This is a genomic window from Methylobacillus gramineus (genome assembly GCF_020532675.1).
In the GTDB taxonomy this organism is placed as follows: domain Bacteria; phylum Pseudomonadota; class Gammaproteobacteria; order Burkholderiales; family Methylophilaceae; genus Methylobacillus; species Methylobacillus gramineus.
In genome coordinates this window covers 255,186-277,926 of sequence record NZ_JAJAVE010000001.1, presented here as the reverse complement: position 1 = coordinate 277,926, position 22,741 = coordinate 255,186, and the positions used below count along the sequence as shown (strand labels likewise).

17 protein-coding genes are annotated in these 22,741 nt (G+C 51.0%); all 17 read left to right on the top strand.

All coding sequences use genetic code 11. The features are described 5' to 3' along the window. Positions 1–169: 169 nt before the first annotated feature. The 17 genes from LG201_RS01340 (at position 170) to LG201_RS01260 (ending at position 22,740) form a co-directional block, all read left to right on the top strand. Positions 170–3,640 (top strand): TonB-dependent receptor domain-containing protein, encoded by a 3,471-nt coding sequence (locus LG201_RS01340; RefSeq protein ID WP_226771895.1) that lies wholly within the window; start codon positions 170–172, stop codon positions 3,638–3,640. A gap of 154 nt (positions 3,641–3,794) precedes the next feature. Continuing rightward, complete coding sequence (locus tag LG201_RS01335; protein WP_226770386.1) at positions 3,795–4,751, top strand: hypothetical protein; 957 nt, start codon at positions 3,795–3,797, stop codon at positions 4,749–4,751. Between the two features lie 89 nt (positions 4,752–4,840). Further along, the gene (locus LG201_RS01330; protein ID WP_226770385.1) at positions 4,841–7,198 is read left to right on the top strand and encodes a calcium-binding protein; all 2,358 of its coding nucleotides are present in this window, start codon (positions 4,841–4,843) and stop codon (positions 7,196–7,198) included. A gap of 72 nt (positions 7,199–7,270) precedes the next feature. After that, on the top strand, positions 7,271–8,989 hold the full coding sequence (locus tag LG201_RS01325) for a type I secretion system permease/ATPase (protein ID WP_226770384.1): 1,719 nt from the start codon (positions 7,271–7,273) through the stop codon (positions 8,987–8,989). Beyond that, positions 8,986–10,704, top strand: a complete 1,719-nt coding sequence (locus LG201_RS01320; protein ID WP_226770383.1) for a type I secretion system permease/ATPase — start codon at positions 8,986–8,988, stop codon at positions 10,702–10,704. The genes LG201_RS01325 and LG201_RS01320 overlap by 4 nt, the downstream gene beginning before the upstream one ends. Positions 10,705–10,715: 11 nt before the next feature. After that, positions 10,716–12,110, top strand: a complete 1,395-nt coding sequence (locus LG201_RS01315; RefSeq protein WP_226770382.1) for an HlyD family type I secretion periplasmic adaptor subunit — start codon at positions 10,716–10,718, stop codon at positions 12,108–12,110. A gap of 12 nt (positions 12,111–12,122) precedes the next feature. Next, entirely contained in the window at positions 12,123–13,490 is a 1,368-nt protein-coding gene (locus LG201_RS01310; RefSeq protein ID WP_226770381.1) for a TolC family outer membrane protein, read from the top strand. A gap of 10 nt (positions 13,491–13,500) precedes the next feature. Continuing rightward, positions 13,501–14,466 carry a hypothetical protein gene (locus tag LG201_RS01305; protein WP_226770380.1) on the top strand — a complete coding sequence of 322 codons (966 nt, stop codon included), beginning with the start codon at positions 13,501–13,503 and terminating at the stop codon, positions 14,464–14,466. A 10-nt stretch (positions 14,467–14,476) separates the two neighbouring features. Then, the gene (gene gspG, locus LG201_RS01300) at positions 14,477–14,926 is read left to right on the top strand and encodes a type II secretion system major pseudopilin GspG (protein WP_226770379.1); all 450 of its coding nucleotides are present in this window, start codon (positions 14,477–14,479) and stop codon (positions 14,924–14,926) included. A gap of 29 nt (positions 14,927–14,955) precedes the next feature. Continuing rightward, entirely contained in the window at positions 14,956–16,143 is a 1,188-nt protein-coding gene (locus LG201_RS01295) for a type II secretion system F family protein (protein ID WP_226770378.1), read from the top strand. Then, positions 16,140–17,846, top strand: a complete 1,707-nt coding sequence (locus tag LG201_RS01290) for a GspE/PulE family protein (RefSeq protein ID WP_226770377.1) — start codon at positions 16,140–16,142, stop codon at positions 17,844–17,846. Before LG201_RS01295 ends, LG201_RS01290 begins: the two co-directional genes overlap by 4 nt. Further along, positions 17,827–18,699 (top strand): hypothetical protein, encoded by an 873-nt coding sequence (locus LG201_RS01285; protein ID WP_226770376.1) that lies wholly within the window; start codon positions 17,827–17,829, stop codon positions 18,697–18,699. Before LG201_RS01290 ends, LG201_RS01285 begins: the two co-directional genes overlap by 20 nt. A gap of 1 nt (position 18,700) precedes the next feature. After that, complete coding sequence (locus tag LG201_RS01280; RefSeq protein ID WP_226770375.1) at positions 18,701–19,219, top strand: hypothetical protein; 519 nt, start codon at positions 18,701–18,703, stop codon at positions 19,217–19,219. Beyond that, the gene (gene pilO, locus LG201_RS01275; RefSeq protein WP_226770374.1) at positions 19,207–19,770 is read left to right on the top strand and encodes a type 4a pilus biogenesis protein PilO; all 564 of its coding nucleotides are present in this window, start codon (positions 19,207–19,209) and stop codon (positions 19,768–19,770) included. The genes LG201_RS01280 and pilO overlap by 13 nt, the downstream gene beginning before the upstream one ends. Further along, a complete protein-coding gene (locus tag LG201_RS01270) occupies positions 19,767–20,294 on the top strand; it encodes a hypothetical protein (RefSeq protein ID WP_226770373.1) in 528 nt (175 codons plus the stop codon). The genes pilO and LG201_RS01270 overlap by 4 nt, the downstream gene beginning before the upstream one ends. Then, positions 20,291–22,258, top strand: coding sequence for a secretin and TonB N-terminal domain-containing protein (locus LG201_RS01265; RefSeq protein ID WP_226770372.1), 1,968 nt, complete (start codon positions 20,291–20,293; stop codon positions 22,256–22,258). Before LG201_RS01270 ends, LG201_RS01265 begins: the two co-directional genes overlap by 4 nt. Next, complete coding sequence (locus LG201_RS01260; RefSeq protein ID WP_226770371.1) at positions 22,258–22,740, top strand: type II secretion system protein; 483 nt, start codon at positions 22,258–22,260, stop codon at positions 22,738–22,740. The genes LG201_RS01265 and LG201_RS01260 overlap by 1 nt, the downstream gene beginning before the upstream one ends. Position 22,741: the final 1 nt, after the last annotated feature.

The following is a 22,741-nucleotide window of genomic DNA, read 5'->3' as shown; positions in this document are numbered from 1 at the left end:
ATTATTTTGAAAAATATTTCAATATTTTTCAAAATCGACATCAGGGTTTCTATTTCCCAACAGTTATATCGGTATAAGAAGAAAATTTATCTAGGGAGAGAAACCGTTGGACGCATTTACCCTGCTATATCGGCTAGTGATTTTATCAGCGGCTTTGCTGCTGGTGACTATGCTGACCGTAGCCTCTTTTGCTATTCAAGCTGCCGAGCTCGATACCAAATTACCAGCCGTGCCGCAAAACAATGGCTCCCTTGCACCCATCAATATAGACCTGCCCAGCCAGCCGCTAGACGTCTCCCTTAAACAACTCGCCCGCAGCACCGGCATGAGCGTGGCTTTTGACAGCAAGCTAGCAAGCGACAAAACAGCACCTGCCATCAAAGGCCGTATGAAGGCAGATGAAGCACTCAAGATATTGCTAGCAGGTAGCGGCCTCGAATCCACGATTGATCGTGACAATGCCGTCATCAAACCTATTGTCCAAAAACCTGATGTAGATATGAAGCTAGAGGCTATCGAAGTCCGCAGCAAACGCTTTTATGAAATTGGGCCTCTGCCTGGGCTAGGCCTGACTAAAGAACAAATCCCCGGCAACGTCCAAAGCCTTACTGCCAAAGATATCAAGGAAGCGCATTCCTTGAGCATTACCGACCTCATGAACTCAAAGCTACAGTCAGTAAACGTCAATGATTATCAGGGCAATCCTTTTCAGATGGATGTGCAGTATCGCGGCTTCACGGCAGGTCCTCAGATCGGTACCCCACAGGGCCTTTCCGTCTTCTTTGATGGCATCCGTGTCAACGAGCCTTTTGGGGATGTCGTGAACTGGGACATGTTGCCGATGAATGCCTTGGCAAGTTTTGACGTGTTTCCCGGTTCTAATCCTATCTTTGGTTTAGGAACCCTGGGTGGTGCACTCTCCATGAAAACCAAGGATGGTTTCAGTAATCCTGGGGTTGATGCTGAAATTCTCACCGGCTCCTTTGGACGTAAACAACTTCAAGCCTCAGGGGGCTGGAATAACGGCACCGTTGGGATATTCGGTGCAGGTAACTTCTTCATGGAAGATGGCTGGCGGGAAAACTCCCCGAGCAAAGTTAACCAAGCTTTTGGTAAGGCGAGTTATCGTGGAGACAAGCTAGACCTCAACTTGAGTACCTTAGTAGTGTGGAATGATCTGGTTGGTAATGGCATGTTACCGAGTGAAATGTATAAACAAGATAGGAATGGTGTCTTTACCTCACCTGACACTACTGATAATCGGCTGTGGCAGTTCCAATTGTCAGGCAGCTACTTCGTCAATGATCACTTCACTATTACTGGGCAGGCTTATAGGAGAAATAGCAAGCGTAAGACCTTGGGAGCGGATGTTTATACTGAATGGGATAATGCTGTTGTAAAAAGAAACCTGAACGTAGGGGAGCAATTTACTTGTTTATATAGAAGTACCAATAACTATGGATTACCAGACTATTACATAGTGCCTGCAGAGGATGGTAGGTTTACTGCTTCGCGAAATGACTTTGTACGGAATGTAAGGGATTTAGGGTTTGATGCCGCAGTCGCTTTGCTGCCGACCTCGGCATTCAATGCAACTTTACCAGCAGAATTTGTGGCATATGCACAAGCTGTATTTAACCAGAACAAGAATTTACAACAATCCGTCATTTTGACACCTGGGGCAGGAGGGAGCAGTAATTTAACACCGCCCGATGCTACAGATTATTCAAATGGACAGCCGCAATATTTATATGATCCTGTAACCAATCTGACTTCAATCGCTAAAAATGGCATGGATTTAAGCCAAGTCATTGCATCAGCTGGTGCATTTTATTATTACGAACCAGATGGTAATGGAGGTGTTGGTACTAAATACGTCATGATCATTTCACCTTCTGCTGCGATTAACGGTAGTGCCTGTCAAGGTGATGTAGATTCTGGAACAGGCTTGCCTGCATTGCAAGTCCCAAGTCCTAATGGTACTGCTCAAACAGTAGATGGAGCTGCTTATAATGGTATTGGTACAGGCGTAGCTGAGGGTACTCCTACCGCGGTGCTTACCGATACTCAAATTGATCAAGTTACTGATGGTGCTTCCATCCAGTTAAATTGGAATTTAGATAAACATAAATTTATGGTAGGGGCATCTATTGATGCACCATCTGCTAAATATAAAAATGGACAGATGCTGGGAATGTTGGATGCAGAACGAGATGCATACCTAGCTCCAGATGAAATCCGTGATCAATATGCTGCAGCTAGTCAGGAAATTAGTAATAATAATTTCAAGGGCAATCAGCTCACCAAGAGTATTTACGCCAGTGAGACTTGGAGTCCAGTTGAAACGTTGCATTTTACTGGCGCATTACGTTACAACGAAACTCATGGTAAGAACAAAATTGCATCCCGAACTTATGGCTCATTTGCATGGAATCTAGCACAGCTTGAAGCATTTCCTGACTACTATAACGTCTGTGTAAACGGAGTATGTCCAACAACGGGTTATATCACTCCCGATGTGTCAAACCTGTTAAATAAACCAGAAACTGAGAAATTCCGCTATTACTCGCTAAACCCATCATTTGGCACTACTTGGCAAGCAACTCCCAATCTAAATATATATGGCAATTGGGCACAAGGCACTCGAGTCCCTTCTGTGGTAGAGCTTGGTTGTGCTTTTGATAGAACACCTGTCAATGTTGGAACACTTAGTAATCCAATATATGCTCCAAGGAGTTTAGCCGAGAACCGTTCTTGCTCTCTTCCTACAACCCTCTCAGGAGATCCTTACCTTCCACAAATAAAGGCTACAACTTGGGATTTTGGTATGCGAGGCAAGCTGAGTGATAACGTTGACTGGAATCTAGGGATTTATCGTACCGATCTTAAAGATGATATCTACATGATTGGATTCCCAGGTAATCGTAGTTTCTTTGACACCATTGGTAGCACTCGTCGCCAAGGTGTGGAGGCTGGGATCACGGCTGCTTTTGAAAAATGGCGCTTACGACTTAACTATGCTTTAACTGAAGCTACCTTCCAAGATAACTTCTGGATGCCTGCCAACGATAACAGCAGTTCGGTAGAGGAGTTTTATGGAAATAAAGATTATAGCCGTCGCATTCAGGTTAACCCGGGGAACCGTATGCCAGGTGTGCCATTACATAACATCAATGCGACAGTGAGTTATCAAGTCAGTGAGAAATGGCAAATCGGCTTGACTGCTGTGGCTCACTCATTTGCGTATGTACGCGGCAATGAAAATAACGAACATCAAAAGGGCGTTACTCTATATGACACTATAGAGGACGCACTGACGGGAACAGATATTCAAGTCGCCCGCCGCCCAACCAACAATCCCGGTACAACACCCGGCTACATGATATTCAATCTGCAGACAAGCTATAAACTGAATTCAGAATGGACTTTGGGGCTTCGCATAAACAATATTTTTGACCATGAGTATTTCACAGCTGGGCGCCTTGGTCGAAATCCATTTTCCCCATCCGTGTATGGGGCTATCGGGCAAAGTGGATACAACCATAACTCAACCGATTGGCTTAGTACAAACTTCCTCGCTCCAGGAGCGCCAAGAGCAGCTTGGATTAGCTTAAGTTATGAATTTGACCCTCGAAAATAATCGCTTTAAAAGTGTTGAATAGCATTTGTGAACCGCCCATAGAATTCAACCAGGATCAGTTTAAGGCCTCACAAAAGACTTGATCAGATTCAGGTGAATTGGTGTTGCAGGCAGCCACAAATGCCTGCTTATTCTACCGCAATGGAGAAATAGCATGAAACTTATTACTTTAAAGTTAGCTGTTATCAGTGCTCTAGGTATAGCCTCCTCACAAGTATTAGCAACAGGGCTTGTGTCTTTACCCGCAACAGGTGTATCTGTGTCAGGCGGAACTAGTGCCTACATTCTTTGCAATACAACGGGTAATTTTGGCTCTGGATTTGTTACGAAACCGACTACTAGTGCAAACAATGTATGCGCTGTATTTCCCGCGAATGAAAGCACATCTCCAGAGTCGGGGTTTAGTCTTGTGACCTCCGCTACGAGAAATGCTGTAATGAATAACACCTACACCGGCGGTGTCAATAAAACTGTAGGTCAAGTTACAGAATATGTTTGGCGGAACGATGCTGAAACCGAATGCATTTATGGCCTAAAGATACAGAATCACAATATTGATTATCATACGGCTGCTGGTAATCAATATTTTGAAGTAAACGACATAGCCAGAGCAGGTTTCAGTGGGCTAACAATCTCTGTAGGATACTCAACTATCCCTACTGTTTCAGAGCCCGTTTATAGAATAGGTAGAACTTTCACTTCTGTACAACATCGCTCATCTGGATATGCCTCACAACCATTAACAGGCCTTGGATCAAGCCCATCAATTAATGGATTAAACTCTTATCCTGGCACTGCATCGGCCTCACAACAACTAGCCGACATTAATACAAATTGGGTTAATTTCACTACCGATGTTAATTTTCTTGATGATGACGGCAGTACCGTTATTGCATCTGGCATGACATATGTCAAAGCTGCTTGCAATAGTGATGACCCAGAAGATCATGAATACAACAACGCAATCCGCTTACGTCAAACGTTTCAAGAGTTAGCTGGCGATGGTGTGACAGCAAATAGTTTTATTGAAGTTCCAGTACGTGGTTTTGTCCCCCCTAGTTATGTTCCTGCAGGAGGTATTGTTACCCCCGCTCCCACTAGCCCATTTTAAGTAATAATTTATTTATCGAAATGCAATGATTGGCAGGAAAAATACCCTGCTAATCATTGACCAAGAAATTTAAAAATTAGGAGATCAGAATGGCTATTAAAATTTTCAACTCAACAGAAACTTCATATACAGGCACTTCTTCTGGAGACTATATTGTTGGCAATGATCTTGGAAACAATATCAATGGAGCAGGTGGTAACGACGTTATTTATGGTGGAGAGGGCCGCGACACACTTAATGGTGGAGATGGTAACGACATTATTTACGGTGGGAATGGCAATGATCGCATTTTTGGTGGAGCCGGTAACGATATTTTAAATGGCGGCGCTGGAAACGACATAATCAGGACAGGCGATGGATCGGTCAATAATGGAAATAATATTATCGATGGAGGCGCTGGCAATGACATTATTCAGGCTGGCTCCGGCAATGACATCATTTATGGTGGTGAAGGCAATGATGTCATAGATGCAGGTGATGGTAACAATATCATTGACGGTGGAGATGGAGATGACAATATTTATGCTGGGTCTGGGAACGATGTCATTTTCGGAGGCGCAGGCAATGATGTAATTTATGGAGGTGCTGGTAATGACATTTTGTTCGGAGGTGATGGTATTGATTATATAGAAGGTGGAGAAAGTACTGCAGGTGATGAATCAATCACAGGTAATTTATACTTAGTAACTTCTGAAGATGCACTAATCGGGGGAAGTGGTAACGATACGTTTAAAATCAGTAATGAGCTTGAAGGTTTAACAGTTATTCAAGGAGGAGTTTCAGGTCTCGATAACTCCGGGTCTCCAGCCCGCTACATAGATGTAACCGAAGTAGAGGGAGAAGAAGAAGAGGGAGGAGAAGAGGAGGAGCTCGCGGTTTTCGATACAGAAACTGGTGAATATGTTGAAATCGAAGATCAAGAAATGTCTGAGGAAATTGAAACAGATGTTCGCTTGAATATTCAAACCCGACCAGGATCTTCAGCTATCAGCACCTATGCTACAACTATTGAAGGCTATAACGCTGTTGATACCATCGAATTCCACACTTCCGGCGATTTCTCGGAGTCTCTCCTTTTCTCAGGAATTGAAAGACTTGAACTAGCCAGCGGTGTCAACATCACACTTTCTGCCGAGCAACTTGAGGCTAATGGCGAATCTCTAAACCTCGGCTTCCTCAACCCAGGCACCCATATCTATGGTGTTGCTGGCGGCCCGACTGAATCTGTCACAATCAAACTCGAGTTTGAAGAAACAGAATTTGAGCCAGATGAGGACATCGTTGGTGCTGAAGAGGTTGAGTATGAATCTGCTACCTTTGAGGTGGACGACTACTCTGTTGCTAACCTCTTCCATAATGTAGACATTATTTACGATGCCACTGAAGGCGAAGAAGGCAGCTATGTCCGCATTGACGGAGCCAATGAGTCAGCTGGTGCCCGCGAAATCGTTCATGGCAGCGATGGAGTTGATTACGTCACTGCGCGTCTAGGCGATGATGTAGTGTACGGCAATGGCGGCAATGACCTGTTGGTTGGTCATGGTGGTGCTGACTATCTCGACGGCGGCGAAGGTGACGACATCTTCTTGATCGGCGGGTTTGGTAGTGGTGTGCAAGGCACTACTTCCAAGGCTGATGATGGTAACAAGGAGTGGATTGCTACTGGTGCCAAGCATGACGTGATTGTTGGTGGCGATGGTACTGATACGCTGCGCATCACTACAGGCATTGGCGCTAACAGCAAGGCTGCTGGTACTATCGTGTTGAACGATGCCAACTTCCAGAGCGTGGAAGTGGTGCAGGTAGGTGGTACTGTGGGTCGCCTCAATGTGGAAAACACCGCATTGCAGTTGCTCAATGACAATTACTACTTCCGCGCCAACGGCACTGTGTCTGATCTGTCCAATACGCTGGGCAACAATGGCGGCACCATCAACAATGTTGTAGTGGATGCTTCTGGCGTAACAGCCAACGGCCTGACCTTTGAGGGGAATGGCAACACCCAGACCTTCATTGGCACAACTCAGGATGATCGCTTCGTCAGTAACGGCGGACACGATACTCTGACTGGCGGCTCTGGTTCCGATACTTTTGCTTTTGGCAAGATCTGGACACAAACCGTGACCGGCGATGACGACGAAGTGCAATGGTATGAAAACGTTGGAGTTGATCTCACTAACGATGATACCGACACCATCACCGATTTCGCCAGCGGCGTGGACAAGCTCGAGCTAAACATTGATCAATTTGAATCTCTCGTTGGGTTCAATGCCAGCAACTTAGTGATCGGTTCTGGCCCACTTGATGCGGATGACTATCTTGTCTTCAACACATCCACCAATACTCTGCAGTATTACGCAGATGGCAATGGTGGCAGCGCAGCTGTGGATATCGCGATCCTCACCGGGGTCACTTCGATCGCCGCAACAGATATCGTGGTTGTTTAATTAGGTAGGCCGGGCCGGTCTTGTATCGGCCCGTTCAACTTCCTAATTTCATTTCCAGGAAACCTTGCGCACGTGACAACCAATAACAACACAGCTGTACTGAAAAAAGCCTTGATGAGGCTCACCCCTCATTACCGCAAGGTGGTTTTTTTCGGCCTGTTTACCAATTTGATGGTATTAGCCCCGTCATGGTACATGCTCGAAGTCTATGATCGCGTGATTTACAGTCGTAATCTTGGCACTTTGCTCATGCTGACCGTGATGGTGGTCTTTATTTACATGATCATGGAAAGTCTTGAATGGATACGTCGCAGCATGATGTTCCAGGCATCGCTCCAATTGGATCACACATTGAACGATCAAGTGTTCAATGCTGCCGCTGCAGCCAAGCTCCAGAACTTTAACTTCCCCGCACAACGGGCATTTTCAGACTATCGTAGCCTCAAGGAAAGCCTCTATTCCCCCGCTCTTGCCGGGCTGATCGATGTCCCTTTTATCCTGATTTTCATCATTGCCATTTTCTACATTCATAGCAGCCTGGGTTATCTCACGCTCATCGGCCTGGCATTGCAAACCATCATTGCCTGCATCAACCAATATCGTATCCAGCCGCAGATGGTGAAAGCCAACCTATATGCGCTGGCTGCGCAGAATTACTTTTCCAGCATCACTAAAAAGTCAGAGGTAATCCAGTCCATGGGCATGCTGGATGCCTTGCAAAACCGCTGGCAAGAAAAACAGCAAGGTTTCTTGCTGCACCAGGCAATGGCCTCTGATATTGCAGGCAAAAATGCCGCTTTATCCAAACTGCTACAGGTATTACAAACCTCTCTGGTGCTCGGGCTGGGTTGTTATCTGGTCATCAATCATTCACTGGAAAATGGCGCTGCCATGATGATCGTGGCTTCCATTCTTGCGGCGCGTGTGCTGGCCCCATTTACCCAGTTGATCGCGCAATGGCGTACCCTGGCTGGCGCACTGGAATCCTACGACAGACTGCAAGAGCTGCTGGATAGCTTTCCTGCCCGCGAGCCAGGGATGGCCTTACCAGCACCCAGCGGTGAGATCACGGTAGAAAACCTCAGTTACTCATTAAGTGACAACCTGCGTGAACCCTTGTTGCGGAATATCCAGTTCAAGCTACACGCAGGCGAAGTATTGCTGATTACCGGCCCATCAGCCTCTGGCAAAACCACCTTATCCAAATTGCTGGTCGGGTTGATACCCGCAAGCAATGGCAAGGTCAGGCTCGACGGCGTGGATGTGTATCAATGGGACAAAGCTACATTGGGCCAGCACATCGGCTACCTACCGCAGAATATCGAGCTGCTGGATGGTACGATTGCAGAGAATATCACTCGCTTTGGCGAGGTTGATCACGACCTGTTGAATCAGGTGATTGATTTACTCCAATTGCACACCATGCTGGCTGAATTGCCTGAGGGCATCAACACGCGCATTGGCAGTGAAGGTAGTTTCCTTTCCGGCGGTCGGAGACAGCTAATCGGACTGGCCAGGGCTATTTACGGCAATCCTGCCATCGTGGTGCTGGATGAGCCCAATGCCAATCTGGATGAAGCTGGTGAAGAGGCTTTACAGCAGATGGTGCAAATCCTCAAAAGTCGTCACACCACTTTTGTCATCATCACCCACTTGCAGGGCATCAAAACCGTGGCTGACACTATGATGGTGATGGTGAAGGGGCAGATACTGCGTTACGGCAAACCCGATGAGGTGATTGCCTCGTTGCAATACCAGCCACAGCCCACCAGCGCCAGGAGCAGCTCATGAACATCAGGCATTCCATGCGCAGCTATCTGCCATTGTTCAAGCACGAGCTGGTATCAGTCGCGATCTTCAGCATGATGACCAATCTCATGATGTTGGCTCCCACGCTTTACCTGCTACAGCTGTATGACCGGGTAATGTTGAGCAAGAACGAACTCACGCTATTGTCCATTACCTTGATCACCTGCTTTTTCTTTGTGGTCATGGCATTTTCGGAATGGGTGCGCTCCACCAGCGCGATCAAGGCGGGGGTGAAGTTTGATCAGTTGCTGACCAGCCGCTTGTTCAGGCTGGGCTTTGCAAAAAATACGCAGTCAGCCGGTCAAGAAGCCAATCAAGCCATGCAGGACCTGACATTTATCCGTCAATTCCTCACCAGCAATGGTTTATTTGCCTTTTTTGATATGCCATGGACACTCCTTTACGTTGCCGTCCTCTTTATCCTGAGTCCGGTACTGGGAGTGCTGGCCATTATCTTGTGCATCATCCAGTTTGGGCTGGCACTCTGGAACCAGCGCAGTAGTGACCAGCCTTTACAACAGGCGGGCCAGGCGCGCAGCACTGCCTTGCAATTCATCGAAAGCAAGGTGCGCAACATTGAAACCCTGCACGTGCTGGGCATGCTTCCGCATATACGTACACGCTGGCAAGCGGTGCAAAACCGCTGGAACCAGCTGGATGCTACAGCGGTACAAGTACAAAACCGCAACCAGCAGATCAACAAGTTTGCCCGTTACACCATGCAATCCGCCATGCTGGGCATAGCCGCCCTGCTAGCGGTAAAAGGCGACATCAGCATAGGTGCGATGATTGCCTCCAATGTGCTGATTGCAAGAGCACTGCAACCTTTCGACATCATTGTCAGCACCTGGAAGCAAGTCATCCAGGCACGCCAATCTGCCAACAAGATCGATAGCCTGCTTGCCAGTGAACTTCACAGTGAACCAGACTTTGGGACTCCAGAGATTGAAATCAAAGGCAAGCTCACTCTTGAGCAGTTGACGGTGACGCTGGAGAACAGCGGTAAGACCCTGCTCCACAATATCAATCTGGAGATACATCCAGGGCAGATACTGGGAGTCATGGGCCCTTCCGGCTCGGGCAAGACCACCCTGGCTCGCTGCCTGATTGGTGTATGCCCCTGGCAGGCTGGCACACTATTGGTGGATGGTTACCCGATTGCCAACCTCCCCGCGCAGACCTATGCCAAATCCATAGGCTATCTGCCACAGGATATTGCGCTGATAGAAGGCACGATTGCAGACAACATCGCCCGTTTTGAGCAGCCAGACGCTGCCAAAGTCATACAGGCTGCGCAAGCCGCGGGTATTCATGAAGGCATATTGCGCCTGCCCAGGGGATATGACACTCGCCTGGATGATACCAATGCCGTGCTTTCTGGTGGCCAACGCCAATTAGTCGGTCTGGCACGCGCCATTTACCAGCAGCCCGCCATTATCGTGCTGGATGAACCCAACTCCCACCTGGATGAAAACGGCGAGGCCAGCTTGCTGGCTAGCCTGTTGCTGCTCAAGAACCAGGGCAAGACGATAGTCATCATCTCTCACCGCAGCAACATCCTGAAAATCACCGATGTACTGCTCATTATGGAAAACGGTGCCGTCTCACACCACGGCCCCCGTGACGAAGTGATTGCCGAGTTAAACCAGAACAAGTTAAACCAGGCCAAGCAAAAGCTGGCATCAAAAGCGGCCTAAGGAGTATTGCAATGCGTTTGCCCCAGACAACACCAGCCCCGGCCAATCATCAGCTGACCAATGACGATACTCTGCCAGCAGCACATCCCAGGGTTGTCGCCCTCCATGATTACGGCAATAACCAAAACCCGACCAGGCTGGGCCTGATTATCCTTGTGCTCGGGCTGGGTGGCTTTCTGTTATGGGCAGCACTAGCCCCGCTGGATGAAGGTGTGCCTACCGACGGCGTGGTGAATGTGGAAAGCAGCCATAAAACGGTGCAGCACCTGAGCGGCGGCATTATCAACAAGATCATGGTACGTGAAGGCCAGTCAGTCCAGGCTGGCGATGTGCTGTTTACACTGGATGACACTGCCAGCAAGGCCAGGTTTGATGAAGTCAGGCAGCGTTACATGGGTTTGCGTGCGCAAGAGAGTCGCCTGACGGCTGAAAAAACCGGGGCCAGCAGCATCAGCTTTAATCAAGACCTGATCCAACAGCAGGATGATCCTTACATCCAGCAACTCATGCTCAACCAATCCCAATTGCTGCGTGCGCGCCAGCAAGCCTTGTTTGCCGATGTGGAAGCCATGCGGGAATCCATCCAAGGACAAACGGTGCTGATCGACGGTTATAAAGGCGTGCTTATTAGCTATGAATCCCAGCGCAATCTGCTCAACGAGCAACTGGCAGGCATCAAGCAATTGGTGAGTGAGGGCTATGCCCCACGCAACCAGCAGAATGAGCTAGAGCAAAAGCTGGCACAAACCTACGGCCAGATTGCCAGCACTGAGTCCAACATACTGCGCAGCCAGAAAAGCATACTGGAGCTGAATCAACGTATCAGCGCGCGCCAGCAAACCGAGAAAAAAGAAATAGACACCGAGATGGCGCAGGTCAAACTGGCGGTCCAGGCCGATGCTGAAAAGTACAAGCCCCTGAAAGATGAGCTGCAACGCGTCACCGTGACTGCGCCGGTCAGCGGCCAGGTGGTTGGCTTGCAGGTGCATACCATAGGTGCCGTGATCCAGCCTGGACAGAAGATCATGGATATTGTGCCGTTTGGCGAACCCCTGATTCTTGATGCCAAGATCCCTCCCCACCTCATCGACAAGATTCATGTCGGGCAGGATGCGGACGTGCGGTTTTCCAGTTTTTCCAATACGCCGCAATTACTGCTGGAAGGCCAGGTCAAGACGGTTTCCACCGACCTGCTACTGGAGCCTGGCAGTGGCAGCCAGCCCGCGTTCAGTTATTACCTGGCACGCGTCAATATCACGGAACAGGGCATGAAAACCCTGGGCGACCGACGCCTGCAACCTGGGATGCCAGTGCAGATCGTGATCCGCACTGGCGAGCGCACCTTGCTCACCTACCTCATGCACCCACTGGTCAAGCGTATCGCCGCTTCCATGAAAGAAGAATAAGCGTTTGCCATCATGACTCATCGCCTGCACAACGCCGACCTGAAGACCACGCTACTGTCGCTGGTCATAGCACTCCCCCTGATGTTCACCAGCCAGGCATCGGTGGCTGCAGAGAACCTGCTCAGCCTCTACCAGAAAGCATTGCAATACGATGCCCAGTACAAGGCGGCAGAAGCCATCACGGAAGCAGAGCGCGAGGAAATCAATAAAAGCCGCGCCCTCTTCCTGCCTCGTGTTCAGTTTGGGGCCAATGTGGGGCACGGTACCACTGACCGCACCACACAAACCTCGCTGGGGAGCACCGATACCCGCCTCAACTATGATATTCACAGTTACACCCTGAGCCTGCGCCAGACGCTGTTCAACAAGGAAAGTATGGCGACCTACCGCGGTGCCGAAGCCAGTATCAAAAGCAAAGAAGCCTTGTTGCTGAAAGAAAATGCCACACTGATTACACGCCTGGCCTCGGCTTATTTTGAAACCCTGTACGCCCAGGAAAAAGTCGATGTCTTGCAGAACAAGATTGATGCTACTACCCAGCAGCGTGATCAGGCCCAGCGACGCTACGAGCACGGTGAAGGCACCATCACGGAAATCAACGAAGCACAGGCCGCACTGGAACTGGCACAGGCAGAGCTGATCAGCACACAAAACTCGCTGGAAGTATTCAAGCAAAACCTGAGCACCATCAGTGGTGAACAAGTGGACAGGATTGCCCCACTGAACACCAACCAGCTACCCCTCAACATCCCGGACTCAGAAAGCCTGGATTACTGGCTGGAACAAGCCTTAGGCAATAATCCTGAAATTACCGCTGCCCGTCTTTCCGTGGAGGCTGCACGGCAGGAAGTAGAGAAAAAACGCGCCGGCCATTACCCCACGCTGGATCTGGTCGGCATCCGCTCCTATAGCGAAAATGACAGCAATAACACGCTGGGGTCACGCTTTGACACCACCACCGTTGCCCTGCAACTCAATATGCCGTTGTTTGCTGGCGGCTATACCAACGCCAGCGTCAGACAGGCCAATAGCAGGGTGGATGCTGCCGAAGAGCTGCTCAACCTGCGCACCCGCGATACAGAAGCCAATACCAGAAAATACGTCAACAGCATCCGCAGTGGACTGCTTGCACTATCTGCTTACCGGCAGGCAGTGAAATCAAGCGAGATTGCAGTTGAAGGCACACAAAAAGGCTTTGCGGCGGGCACACGCACCAATATAGAAGTACTGAATGCGCAGCAGAAACTCTATAGCAGCCGGCTGGAGTTGAGCCGCGTGCAATATGTGTTGGTGAACGACATCATCAACCTGAAACAGGCTGCTGGTGTGCTCAATGAAGCCCAGCTGCATGCGCTCAACCAGTATTTCGCCGTGAACTAGGCGCTAGCATATGCAGATATCCAGCCGCTCCGCCCGCATCAGACCAGTGCTTACCATCATGGCAGTAGTGGGGACATACCCCACACTGGCATTGGCCACCGGGTTTGTCGCACTGCCGGCAGAAGGTTTTGCTGTGGAAGATGGCACCAGTGCCTATACCTTGTGCAATAACAGCGGAAAATTCAATCCTGATGGCCGCTCCCAGATTCCATTGAAGCCAACGCCCACAGTCAGCAATACCTGTGCGGTCTTTCCACAGAGCGACCTAACGGCACCACTGGAAGGCTATACACTGGTCACTCATGCGGTACGCCAGGCGGTGATGAATAATGATTACACTGATCATGCAGATAAGAAGATAGCCAGTGTGGTTGAGTTTGTCTGGCGCAACCAGTCACAGACTCAATGCATTTACGGCACCAAGGTCATCAGCCTGTCTAGCCAGGACGCTGATTACGACACGCAAAAAAAAGGCCGCCAATACTTCCGCATCAGCGATGTGGCGCGTGGCGGATTTGGCGGCTTGCCGATTGAAGCTGCGTACGCACTGACCTCATCCAGTGCAGAGCCTGTGTATCGCATTGGACGTACGTTCACGGCAGTGCAGTATAAAAAGGGGCCGCACTATGCCAGGCAGCCCAAGACCATCCCGGCATTTCATCAGGCGATCAATGGATTAGAGCGTAAAGAGCCAGATACAGCAGCATCTATTGCCTCACATCAGTCTGCCGCCTTGAATGACAACTGGGTGAACTTTACTACCGCGATTGGCCTGCTCAAACGTCCAGCCTCTGCCATGTTGTACATCAAGACTGACTGCTCGGCCGAAGCTCCTGCGACCTTGCCAGATGCGATTCGGCTACGCCAGACCATCGCGCCTTTCATTGAGCTGAATGTTCCCGGCTTTGTGCCACCTGGGGCCACGATAGCACCGACAACTTCCGTAGATCACCAAGATACGCTTAACCCATTTTAAGGATGACACCATGTACCCCTACTCCCATCCAACAATCACAAGACCCATACACACAACCAACAAGGGCTTTACTCTTCTGGAATTATTGGTCGTCATGGTCATCATTGGCCTGCTTGCAGGCTATGTTGGGCCAAAATATTTCGCGCAGATCGGCAAGTCAGAAACCAAGACTGCGAAGGCACAGATAGACGCACTGAGCAAAGCGCTGGACCAATACCGTCTGGATACCGGCCACTACCCTACTGCCGAACAGGGCCTGGAAGCCCTGAATAGCGCACCTTCGGACGAAAGCCGGTGGCATGGCCCTTATCTGCAGAAAGCCCTACCGATAGATCCATGGGGCAAGCCTTATCTATACCGTTCACCCGGTGAGCATGGCGATTATGACTTGTGGTCGTTTGGCAAGGATGGGCAGCTTGGTGGCACCGAAGAGTCTGCTGATGTGGTGAGCTGGCAATAAGGCAATCGCTGGGAACACTGGAAAGATGCATGAAATTTGATCTAAAAGTAGCACGCGGCGCAGAGATACAATCGCTGACGATAGAGGCTGGCGATACCCTGCAGGCACAGGTGTTGGCCGAGGCACAGGGCTACAGCGTACTGGCGCTACGTGCGCAAGGCAAGATGACGGCGGGCAAAGGGTTTCGCAAGTCGAAATTCAACCTCCTGCTGTTCAGTCAGGAGTTGCTGTCCTTGCTGGACTCAGGCCTGAGTCTGATCGAGGCCATAGAGGCGCTGGCAGAAAAAGAGGCCAATGCAGAGTCGCGCACCCTGCTCAACCAGCTCATGGTTCTGTTGTATGAAGGCTTGCCGCTTTCCAGTGCGCTGGAAAGATTCCCTAACGTTTTCCCCCCACTCTATGTGGCCCTGATACGCAGCAGTGAACGTACTGGCGACATGGTGGAAGCCCTGGGCCGGCATGTCACTTATCAAGGCCAACTGGACGCCGTACGAAAAAAAATCGTGACTGCCTCCATTTATCCCGTGCTGCTGATTATGGTCGGTGGCTTGGTCATGTTGTTCTTGCTGGGTTACGTTGTGCCCCGATTCAGCACCATTTATGAAAGCGCAGGCACTGACCTGCCCTGGATGTCGCAGGTGCTGCTGGCATGGGGGCGACTGCTGCATGATCACGGATCAGCCGCGCTGACGGTCTCTATTGCAGTCGCATTAATGCTGGGCTTTCTGCTGAGTCGCCAGGCGGTGCGTGCTACCGTGATGCGCCAGGTGTGGAAGATTCCTGCACTGGGTGAAACCATGCGTATTTACCAGCTGGCACGGTTTTATCGCACATTGGGCATGCTGCTGCGCGGCGGTATCCCATTGGTCACTGGCATGCAAATGGTGGCATCCCTGTTGCAGCCTAGCCTGCGCCATAGCCTGCAGCTGGCTGAGCATGACATTCGTGAAGGCAAGCAACTGTCCACTGCCATGGAAGAGCATGGCATGACTACCTCCATCGCCATCCGCATGCTGCGTGTGGGTGAGCGCACTGGTCGCATGGGCGAGATGATGGAACGCATCGGCACCTTCTACGATGAGGAAATTGCGCGCGCCGTGGACTGGTTTACCCGCCTGCTGGAGCCATTGCTGATGGTCGTCATCGGCTTGATCATAGGCATTGTGGTGGTGCTGATGTATATGCCGATATTTGACCTGGCTGGGAGTATCCAATGAACCAGCCACTGGATCATAGATCCGTGCTCCAAGCCACACCAGTTCTTACCCTGCAGCAGGTAAAAGCTGCGCGTGAGCTGGCGGCCCAAAGCAAACAGCCCCTGCTGGATGTGCTGGAAGAAATCTCCACTTTGGACTCCGAAAGCTTCATGCTGGCACTAGGCTCCCTGATGCGTTACTCGGTCTACAGCATCCTGGCACTGTATGACATGCAGCCTGATTTCAGCCTGCTGGCTTTCTCGGATGCTGGCAAACAGGAGTGCATTGCCCTGCGCGATGCAGAAGGCAAACTACATATGGTCTATGCCAACCCGTTTGACCCGCACCTGCATAGCCGTATGAGCCAACTGGTGCGGGAGCCGGTGAGCTGGGCGCTGGCGCATCACAAGGATATCAGCGCATTTCTCTCACGTTATGAGGAGAGCATGCGCGCCATGGATGGCCTGGTACCCGAACATGGCGATATCGACAGTGGCAACAACAGTATTGAGGACATTTCACTCCGCTCGATTTCAGAAGACACCAGCCCGGTGGTCAAATTGGTACGCTCCACACTATATGACGCGCTCAAGGCCGGGGCCAGCGACATTCACATGGAAACCGACCCGCACGGGCTCACCATCAAATACCGTATAGACGGTGTGCTCAGCATGGTAGGCAGTATCAACGGCATCATGCAGGCAGACCAGGCCATCTCACGTATCAAGGTGATGTCCGAACTGGACATTGCGGAACGCCGCATCCCGCAGGATGGCCGTTTCAAGGTCATGGCACTTGGCCGTGAAGTCGATATGCGGGTTTCCATCATGCCCAGCGTTTTTGGCGAGGATGCGGTACTGCGTATCTTGGACCGCAAGGCGCTTTCTGACCAGGCAGAGGGACTGAGCCTGGATGTACTGGGGTTTGAACCCGCCATCATGGCGCGTTTTCGCCTGCTGGCAGAAGAGCCTTATGGCATGTTGCTGGTCACCGGCCCTACAGGCTCAGGCAAAACCACCACGCTATACGGCATTATTTCCGAGATTAATAACGGCCAGGACAAGATCGTCACCATCGAAGATCCGGTTGAATACCAACTGCCTGGCGTATTGCAAATCCCGGTGAATGAGAAAAAAGGCCTGACGTTTGCCCGCGGCCTGCGTTCCATTTTGCGCCACGATCCTGACAAGATCATGGTGGGTGAAATCCGTGATCCGGAGACCGCACAGATTGCCGTGCAATCCGCACTGACGGGCCACCTGGTATTGACCACGGTGCATGCCAACAATGTGTTTGATGTCATCGGCCGCTTCACCAATATGAATGTCGATCCCTACAGCTTTGTCTCTGCCATCAACGGCATCATGGCACAACGCCTGGTACGCACCTTATGCCCACACTGCGTGGTAGATGATCAGCCGGATGCAGAGCTGCTGGAGAAATCTGGCATTAGCCCTGAAGCCGCGCTTGCATACAGATTCCGTCACGGCCAGGGTTGTGGACAATGCCACGGAACAGGCTACAAAGGCCGCAAAGCCATCGCCGAATTACTTGTATTTAACGATCTGATCCGCGAACTCATCGTCACCCGTGAGCCAGTACGCAAAGTGAAGGAAGCCGCACGCGCCAACGGCACCCGCACGATGCGCGAGGCCGCGCTCGACATGGTGAAACGCGGCGAAACAACCTTACAGGAGATCAATCGTGTTACCTCCCTCGTTTAACTGGTCCCCGCCCTGGCGGGATGAATTGCGGGTACTGCTGCAGCCACACAAGCTCACTTTGCTGAGACTTAAAGGCGGCATCAAGCACACCCTGGTCGCAATAGACGAGATTGCCCTAGCTGCTACCGACAACAGCAACCTGTCCAAGGCCACCAATCCGACATTCTGGCAACCTGCGGTCACCAGCCTGAACAAGATATTGAAGGAATCGCGCTGGCGCGGCTGCAATCCGAAAGTGGTCGTATCCAACCACTTTGCAAATTATTCCATCATTCCCTGGAATGCAGGCCTGACCAGCCAGCAAGAGCAACAGGCATTTGTACGCCATTGCTTTTTGCAGGCTTACGGTGAGTTTTCACGCAAGTGGGATGTACGCACCAGCCCTGCCGCTTATGGCAGCCCCACCCTTGCCAGTGCCATTGATGATCAGCTGCTACAAGCCTTGCGACAGGAGTTCAGGCAAGCCGGCATGCCATTACGCAACATCCATCCGCACTTGATGATGGCAATGAATGTGGTACGCCAGCAATTTGGCCGCAAGCCACTGCCTCCATCACTTTGCCTGGTCATGCTTGAACATGGGCGTTTGTTGATCGCACTGATAGAAAATGGAAAATGGCTCAGCCTGCAAAGCTATGCGGCGGAATCCGACCTGGAGCTCCAGCTGGAAGCCCTGATAGAACGTGAAGCCATTATTGCTGGTACGGATGCCAGCAGCTGGCCCGTCTTTATTTATTGGCCAGAGCCCAATATCGAGGTCACTCTGCAAGGGCGCAAAGTACGCAATATTTTCTCACTGGCCACATCCACGCCGCTGCATAGCGCAAGAGTCAACATGGAAGCCTGGAGTTAAGATGCTACCGACTGTATCCCTGAATCATGCACAAACCGATGACCACAGAAATACCTGGGGATTGGCGTTGCTGATCATTGGTAGCCTGAGTGTAGTGATACTGCTCGTAAGCCTGCAGAAAATCAGCCAGAGAAACAGCGTGCTGGAGCTGGATATCAACCAGATGCAGCAGCCTGCACGTGGGGTCAAGCTCAGCGGCAAGGAAAGTAAAACCAAGCTGGAGGAGATCGTTGCGGTTAAAAGTGTGATGGAAGAACTCTCTCTGCCCTGGCAATCCCTGTTCACGGGATTGGAAAGTCTTTCCAGCCCCGATATCAAGCTGGTTTCAGTTGAACCCAACCCCAAACAGCACAAGCTGCGCATCACTGCGGAAACCAGTGATGTCGCCATCATGTTTGGCTATGTCAAAAACCTGGGCAATACGCCCATTTTCAACGATGTATTACTGCTGACGCATGAATACCATGCTGACAGCACTATGCCAGTCCGCTTTGTGGTGGAGGCGATATGGGTTCAGTAAAACAACAGCCGATTATCGTTTGGGCACAATACCAGGCGGGCAAGCTTGGCTGGCAGGGAGTCACAGGCCTTGCGCTCTTGTTAATCAGTATATTGGTGGGGATGGCAGTAGGCTGGCCAAAAGCACGCGCGCTGGACAAGCTGGAAATGGATGTGGCGAAGATGCACCAGGCAATGCCACGGCATCAAGGTCAATGGATAGACAAATCCCCACAGGCTTCCCTCAATACGTTTTACCAGTTTTTGCCCCGCGAGAACGAAGCCACCACCCTCCTTGCCAGCATTCTGGAAACCGCCGAAGGCCATGGCTTAATCCCGGACAAGGTGGACTATGTCTTGAGTCGCCACCATGCTGCGCACTTTTCCACCTACCAGATTACCTTGCCGGTGCATGGCAGCTATATGGAAATCCGTAGCTTTATCAGCCAGGTGCTCAATACCATCCCGGCCTCGGCCTTGAATGAAATCAGCCTCAAGCGCGAAGACATCACGAGTGAAACGGTGGAAGCCAGACTGCGCTTTACGCTATACCTGCAAAAGGATGATTCATGAGTCGTCCTCTCGCGCCAAGACAGATCATGATCTGGGCAGGGTTGGCACTTAGCGTGCTGGCCACCATCTGGACTTCTATGGCAGAGGACGAGAGCACTGCACAAGTAAGCGCAACCACCAGACCCACGCCAGCCTCTCCCCAATTCCGGCAAACGACGCAGCCTCCCAAGGATGCTGATGCCATGGTGCTGGACATGCAAAAACTCAAGCGTGAGCCGATGACGGATCTCACACACAATCTGTTCAGTGCTAATACTGAAAAGACCCAACAGGCGCTGGAGACACAGCAAGCGATAGCCCAACAAGCCGTGGAAATCCCCCCCTTACCTTTTACCTATGCTGGCAAGCTGGAAGATAACGGCCAGTTCACCGTATTTCTCTCCATGGGAGACAAAAATTACAGCGTCAAGACTGGCGATGTGGTTGGCGAATGGAAAGTGCGCAGCATCGCACCGCCGAAAATGATCTTGAGTTATCTGCCTTTACGCGCAGAAGTGCCTTTAATGATTGGAGATAGCCAGTGAAAGCAGTCCCTTACACCCGCATCAGCGTGATATTGCTGGTGACCGCACTCGCCGCCTGCTCTTCCCGGGAAATGAAACCGCAGGAAACAAATCTGGAATACCAGCACGTCAAGACATTGATCAATGCAGGCAAGGTGGAAGAAGGCATGGAACGCCTGCAAAGCCTGATAAACAGCTTCCCGAAAAACCCGGAATACCGGGCCTATTTAAAGCAACAGCAAGACATGCAGCTCGCGATCCTGCTCAAGGAAGCTGATCAGTTCAGGCAACACAAGCGCTGGGGCGAGGCCGATATTGCCTATCGTCGCGTGCTCGATATGGATGAGCAAAACCAGCGTGCGCAAAATGGCATACAGCAGATGCGTATTGCTAGCACCCATGAAGCAATCATGAAGCGTGCGCAAGACCTGTTGTCCAACAACGACGCAGAAGGCGCACAAAACCTGGCCCGTGCCGTTCTGGCGGAGGATGCCAGCAACACCAGCGCGCGCGCCCTGTTTGAACAGATAGAGCAAAAACGCATGGACAAGCTCACCAATCCACCGCAGATACGCTCTGCCTTCAAGCGGCCGATTTCACTGGAGTTCAAGGATGTCGCCATCAAGTCTATCTTTGAGTTTATCTCCCAAGCCGCAGGCATCAACTTTACCTATGATCAGGAATTGCGCGGCGACCAACGCACCAGTGTGTTTTTGCGCAACACGCCAATAGAGGAAGCGATTGAAGTCATACTCACCAGCAACCAGCTGGCAAAGAAAGTGTTGAACGACAACACACTCTTGATCTATCCGCAGAGCCGTAGCCAGGAATACCAGGAAACCTTTGTCCGCAGCTTTTACCTGAGCAATACCGATGCCAAGAAACTCATGAGCATGATCAAGACCGTGGTCAAGACCAAGGACATTTATGTAGATGAGAAACTCAATACCCTGGTAATGCGCGATACGGCAGAAGCCATACGTACCGCAGAGAAACTCATTATTTCGCAAGACATGGCTGAGCCAGAAGTCATGCTGCAGGTTGAAGTGCTGGAAATCAACCGACGCAGCCTGGAAAACATCGGCATCCGCTATCCCACCTCGGTAGGATTAGGTGTGCAAGGAAGAGATACGGTGAACGGCACCACTACCTTGTCTCCAGGCAAACTCACCGTGAATGAACTGAAGAACTTCAACTCCAACCTGGGCGTGTTCAGCATCAGCGACCCGGTATTGGCACTCAACCTGCTGCAACAGGATACAGACACCAACCTGCTGGCTAACCCGCATATCCGTGTCAAAAACCGGGAAAAAGCCAAGATCCACGTTGGCGACCGCATCCCGGTACTGACCAGCGTCGCCAACTCCACAGGATTTGTCTCCCAAACGGTCAACTACATTGAGGTGGGCATCAAGCTGGATGTAGAGCCTACCATCATGCTGAAGGATGAAGTATCGATCAAGGTGGGCCTGGAAGTCAGCAATCAAACCGATAGACTCACTTCCAGCACGGGGACCGTGACTTACACCATAGGCACGCGTAATGCCAATACCATACTGCGTCTCAAGAACGGCGAGACGCAGATATTGGCAGGCTTGCTGAGGGATGATGAGCAGAAAATTTCCAACGGCGTTCCCGGCCTGTCCAAACTGCCTTTTATCGGCAGGCTGTTCAGCGACCGAAACAATGACCATAGCAAAAAAGAAATTGCGCTCCTCATCACGCCGCACATCATCAACAACCTGACACCGGCAGATGCGGTCTATACCACCTTTCCAGCCGGGATTGACCGTAGCGGTGGTGCCAATCGTGGCGGGCGCCCCAATGTGGAAATCAACAACAATGTGGCCGTGCAATCAGCTGCACCCGTCAAAACGCCACAGGAGATACAGGCTGAACGTGCAGAATCCGACCGCTCATTTGCAGGATCGGTCATGCGCCCCATGGATGAAATATCCAGCCCGGATAACGGCACGCCACGATAATGCACACTCTCCGGAAAATGCGTGGCTTTACGCTGATCGAGCTCCTCGTGACTATGGTGTTACTCGCGCTCATCCTCAGCTCAGCCGCCCCTGTCATGCAGATCAGCGCCAAACGCAACAAGGAGCAGGAGCTCAAGCGTGATTTGTGGCAGCTACGCGACGCCATTGATGCCTACAAAAAAGCCGTGGATGACGGCTTGATCAAGAAAACGCCGGGGCAATCCGGTTACCCGCCCAACCTGAGGATATTGGTACAGGGAGTGGAAAACCCGCGGGACCCGAAAAAAGCAAAGATTTATTTTCTGCGTAGTATTCCGCGCGACCCTTTTGCTAATGATCCAGAGCTGTCGGCAGAAGCCAGCTGGGGTAAACGTAGCTATGCCAGCTCCTTCGAGGAACCCGCTGAGGGGGACGATGTATATGACGTCTATTCACTCTCGAATGACAAAGGCCTGGATCAGCGGCCTTACCGGGAATGGTAGC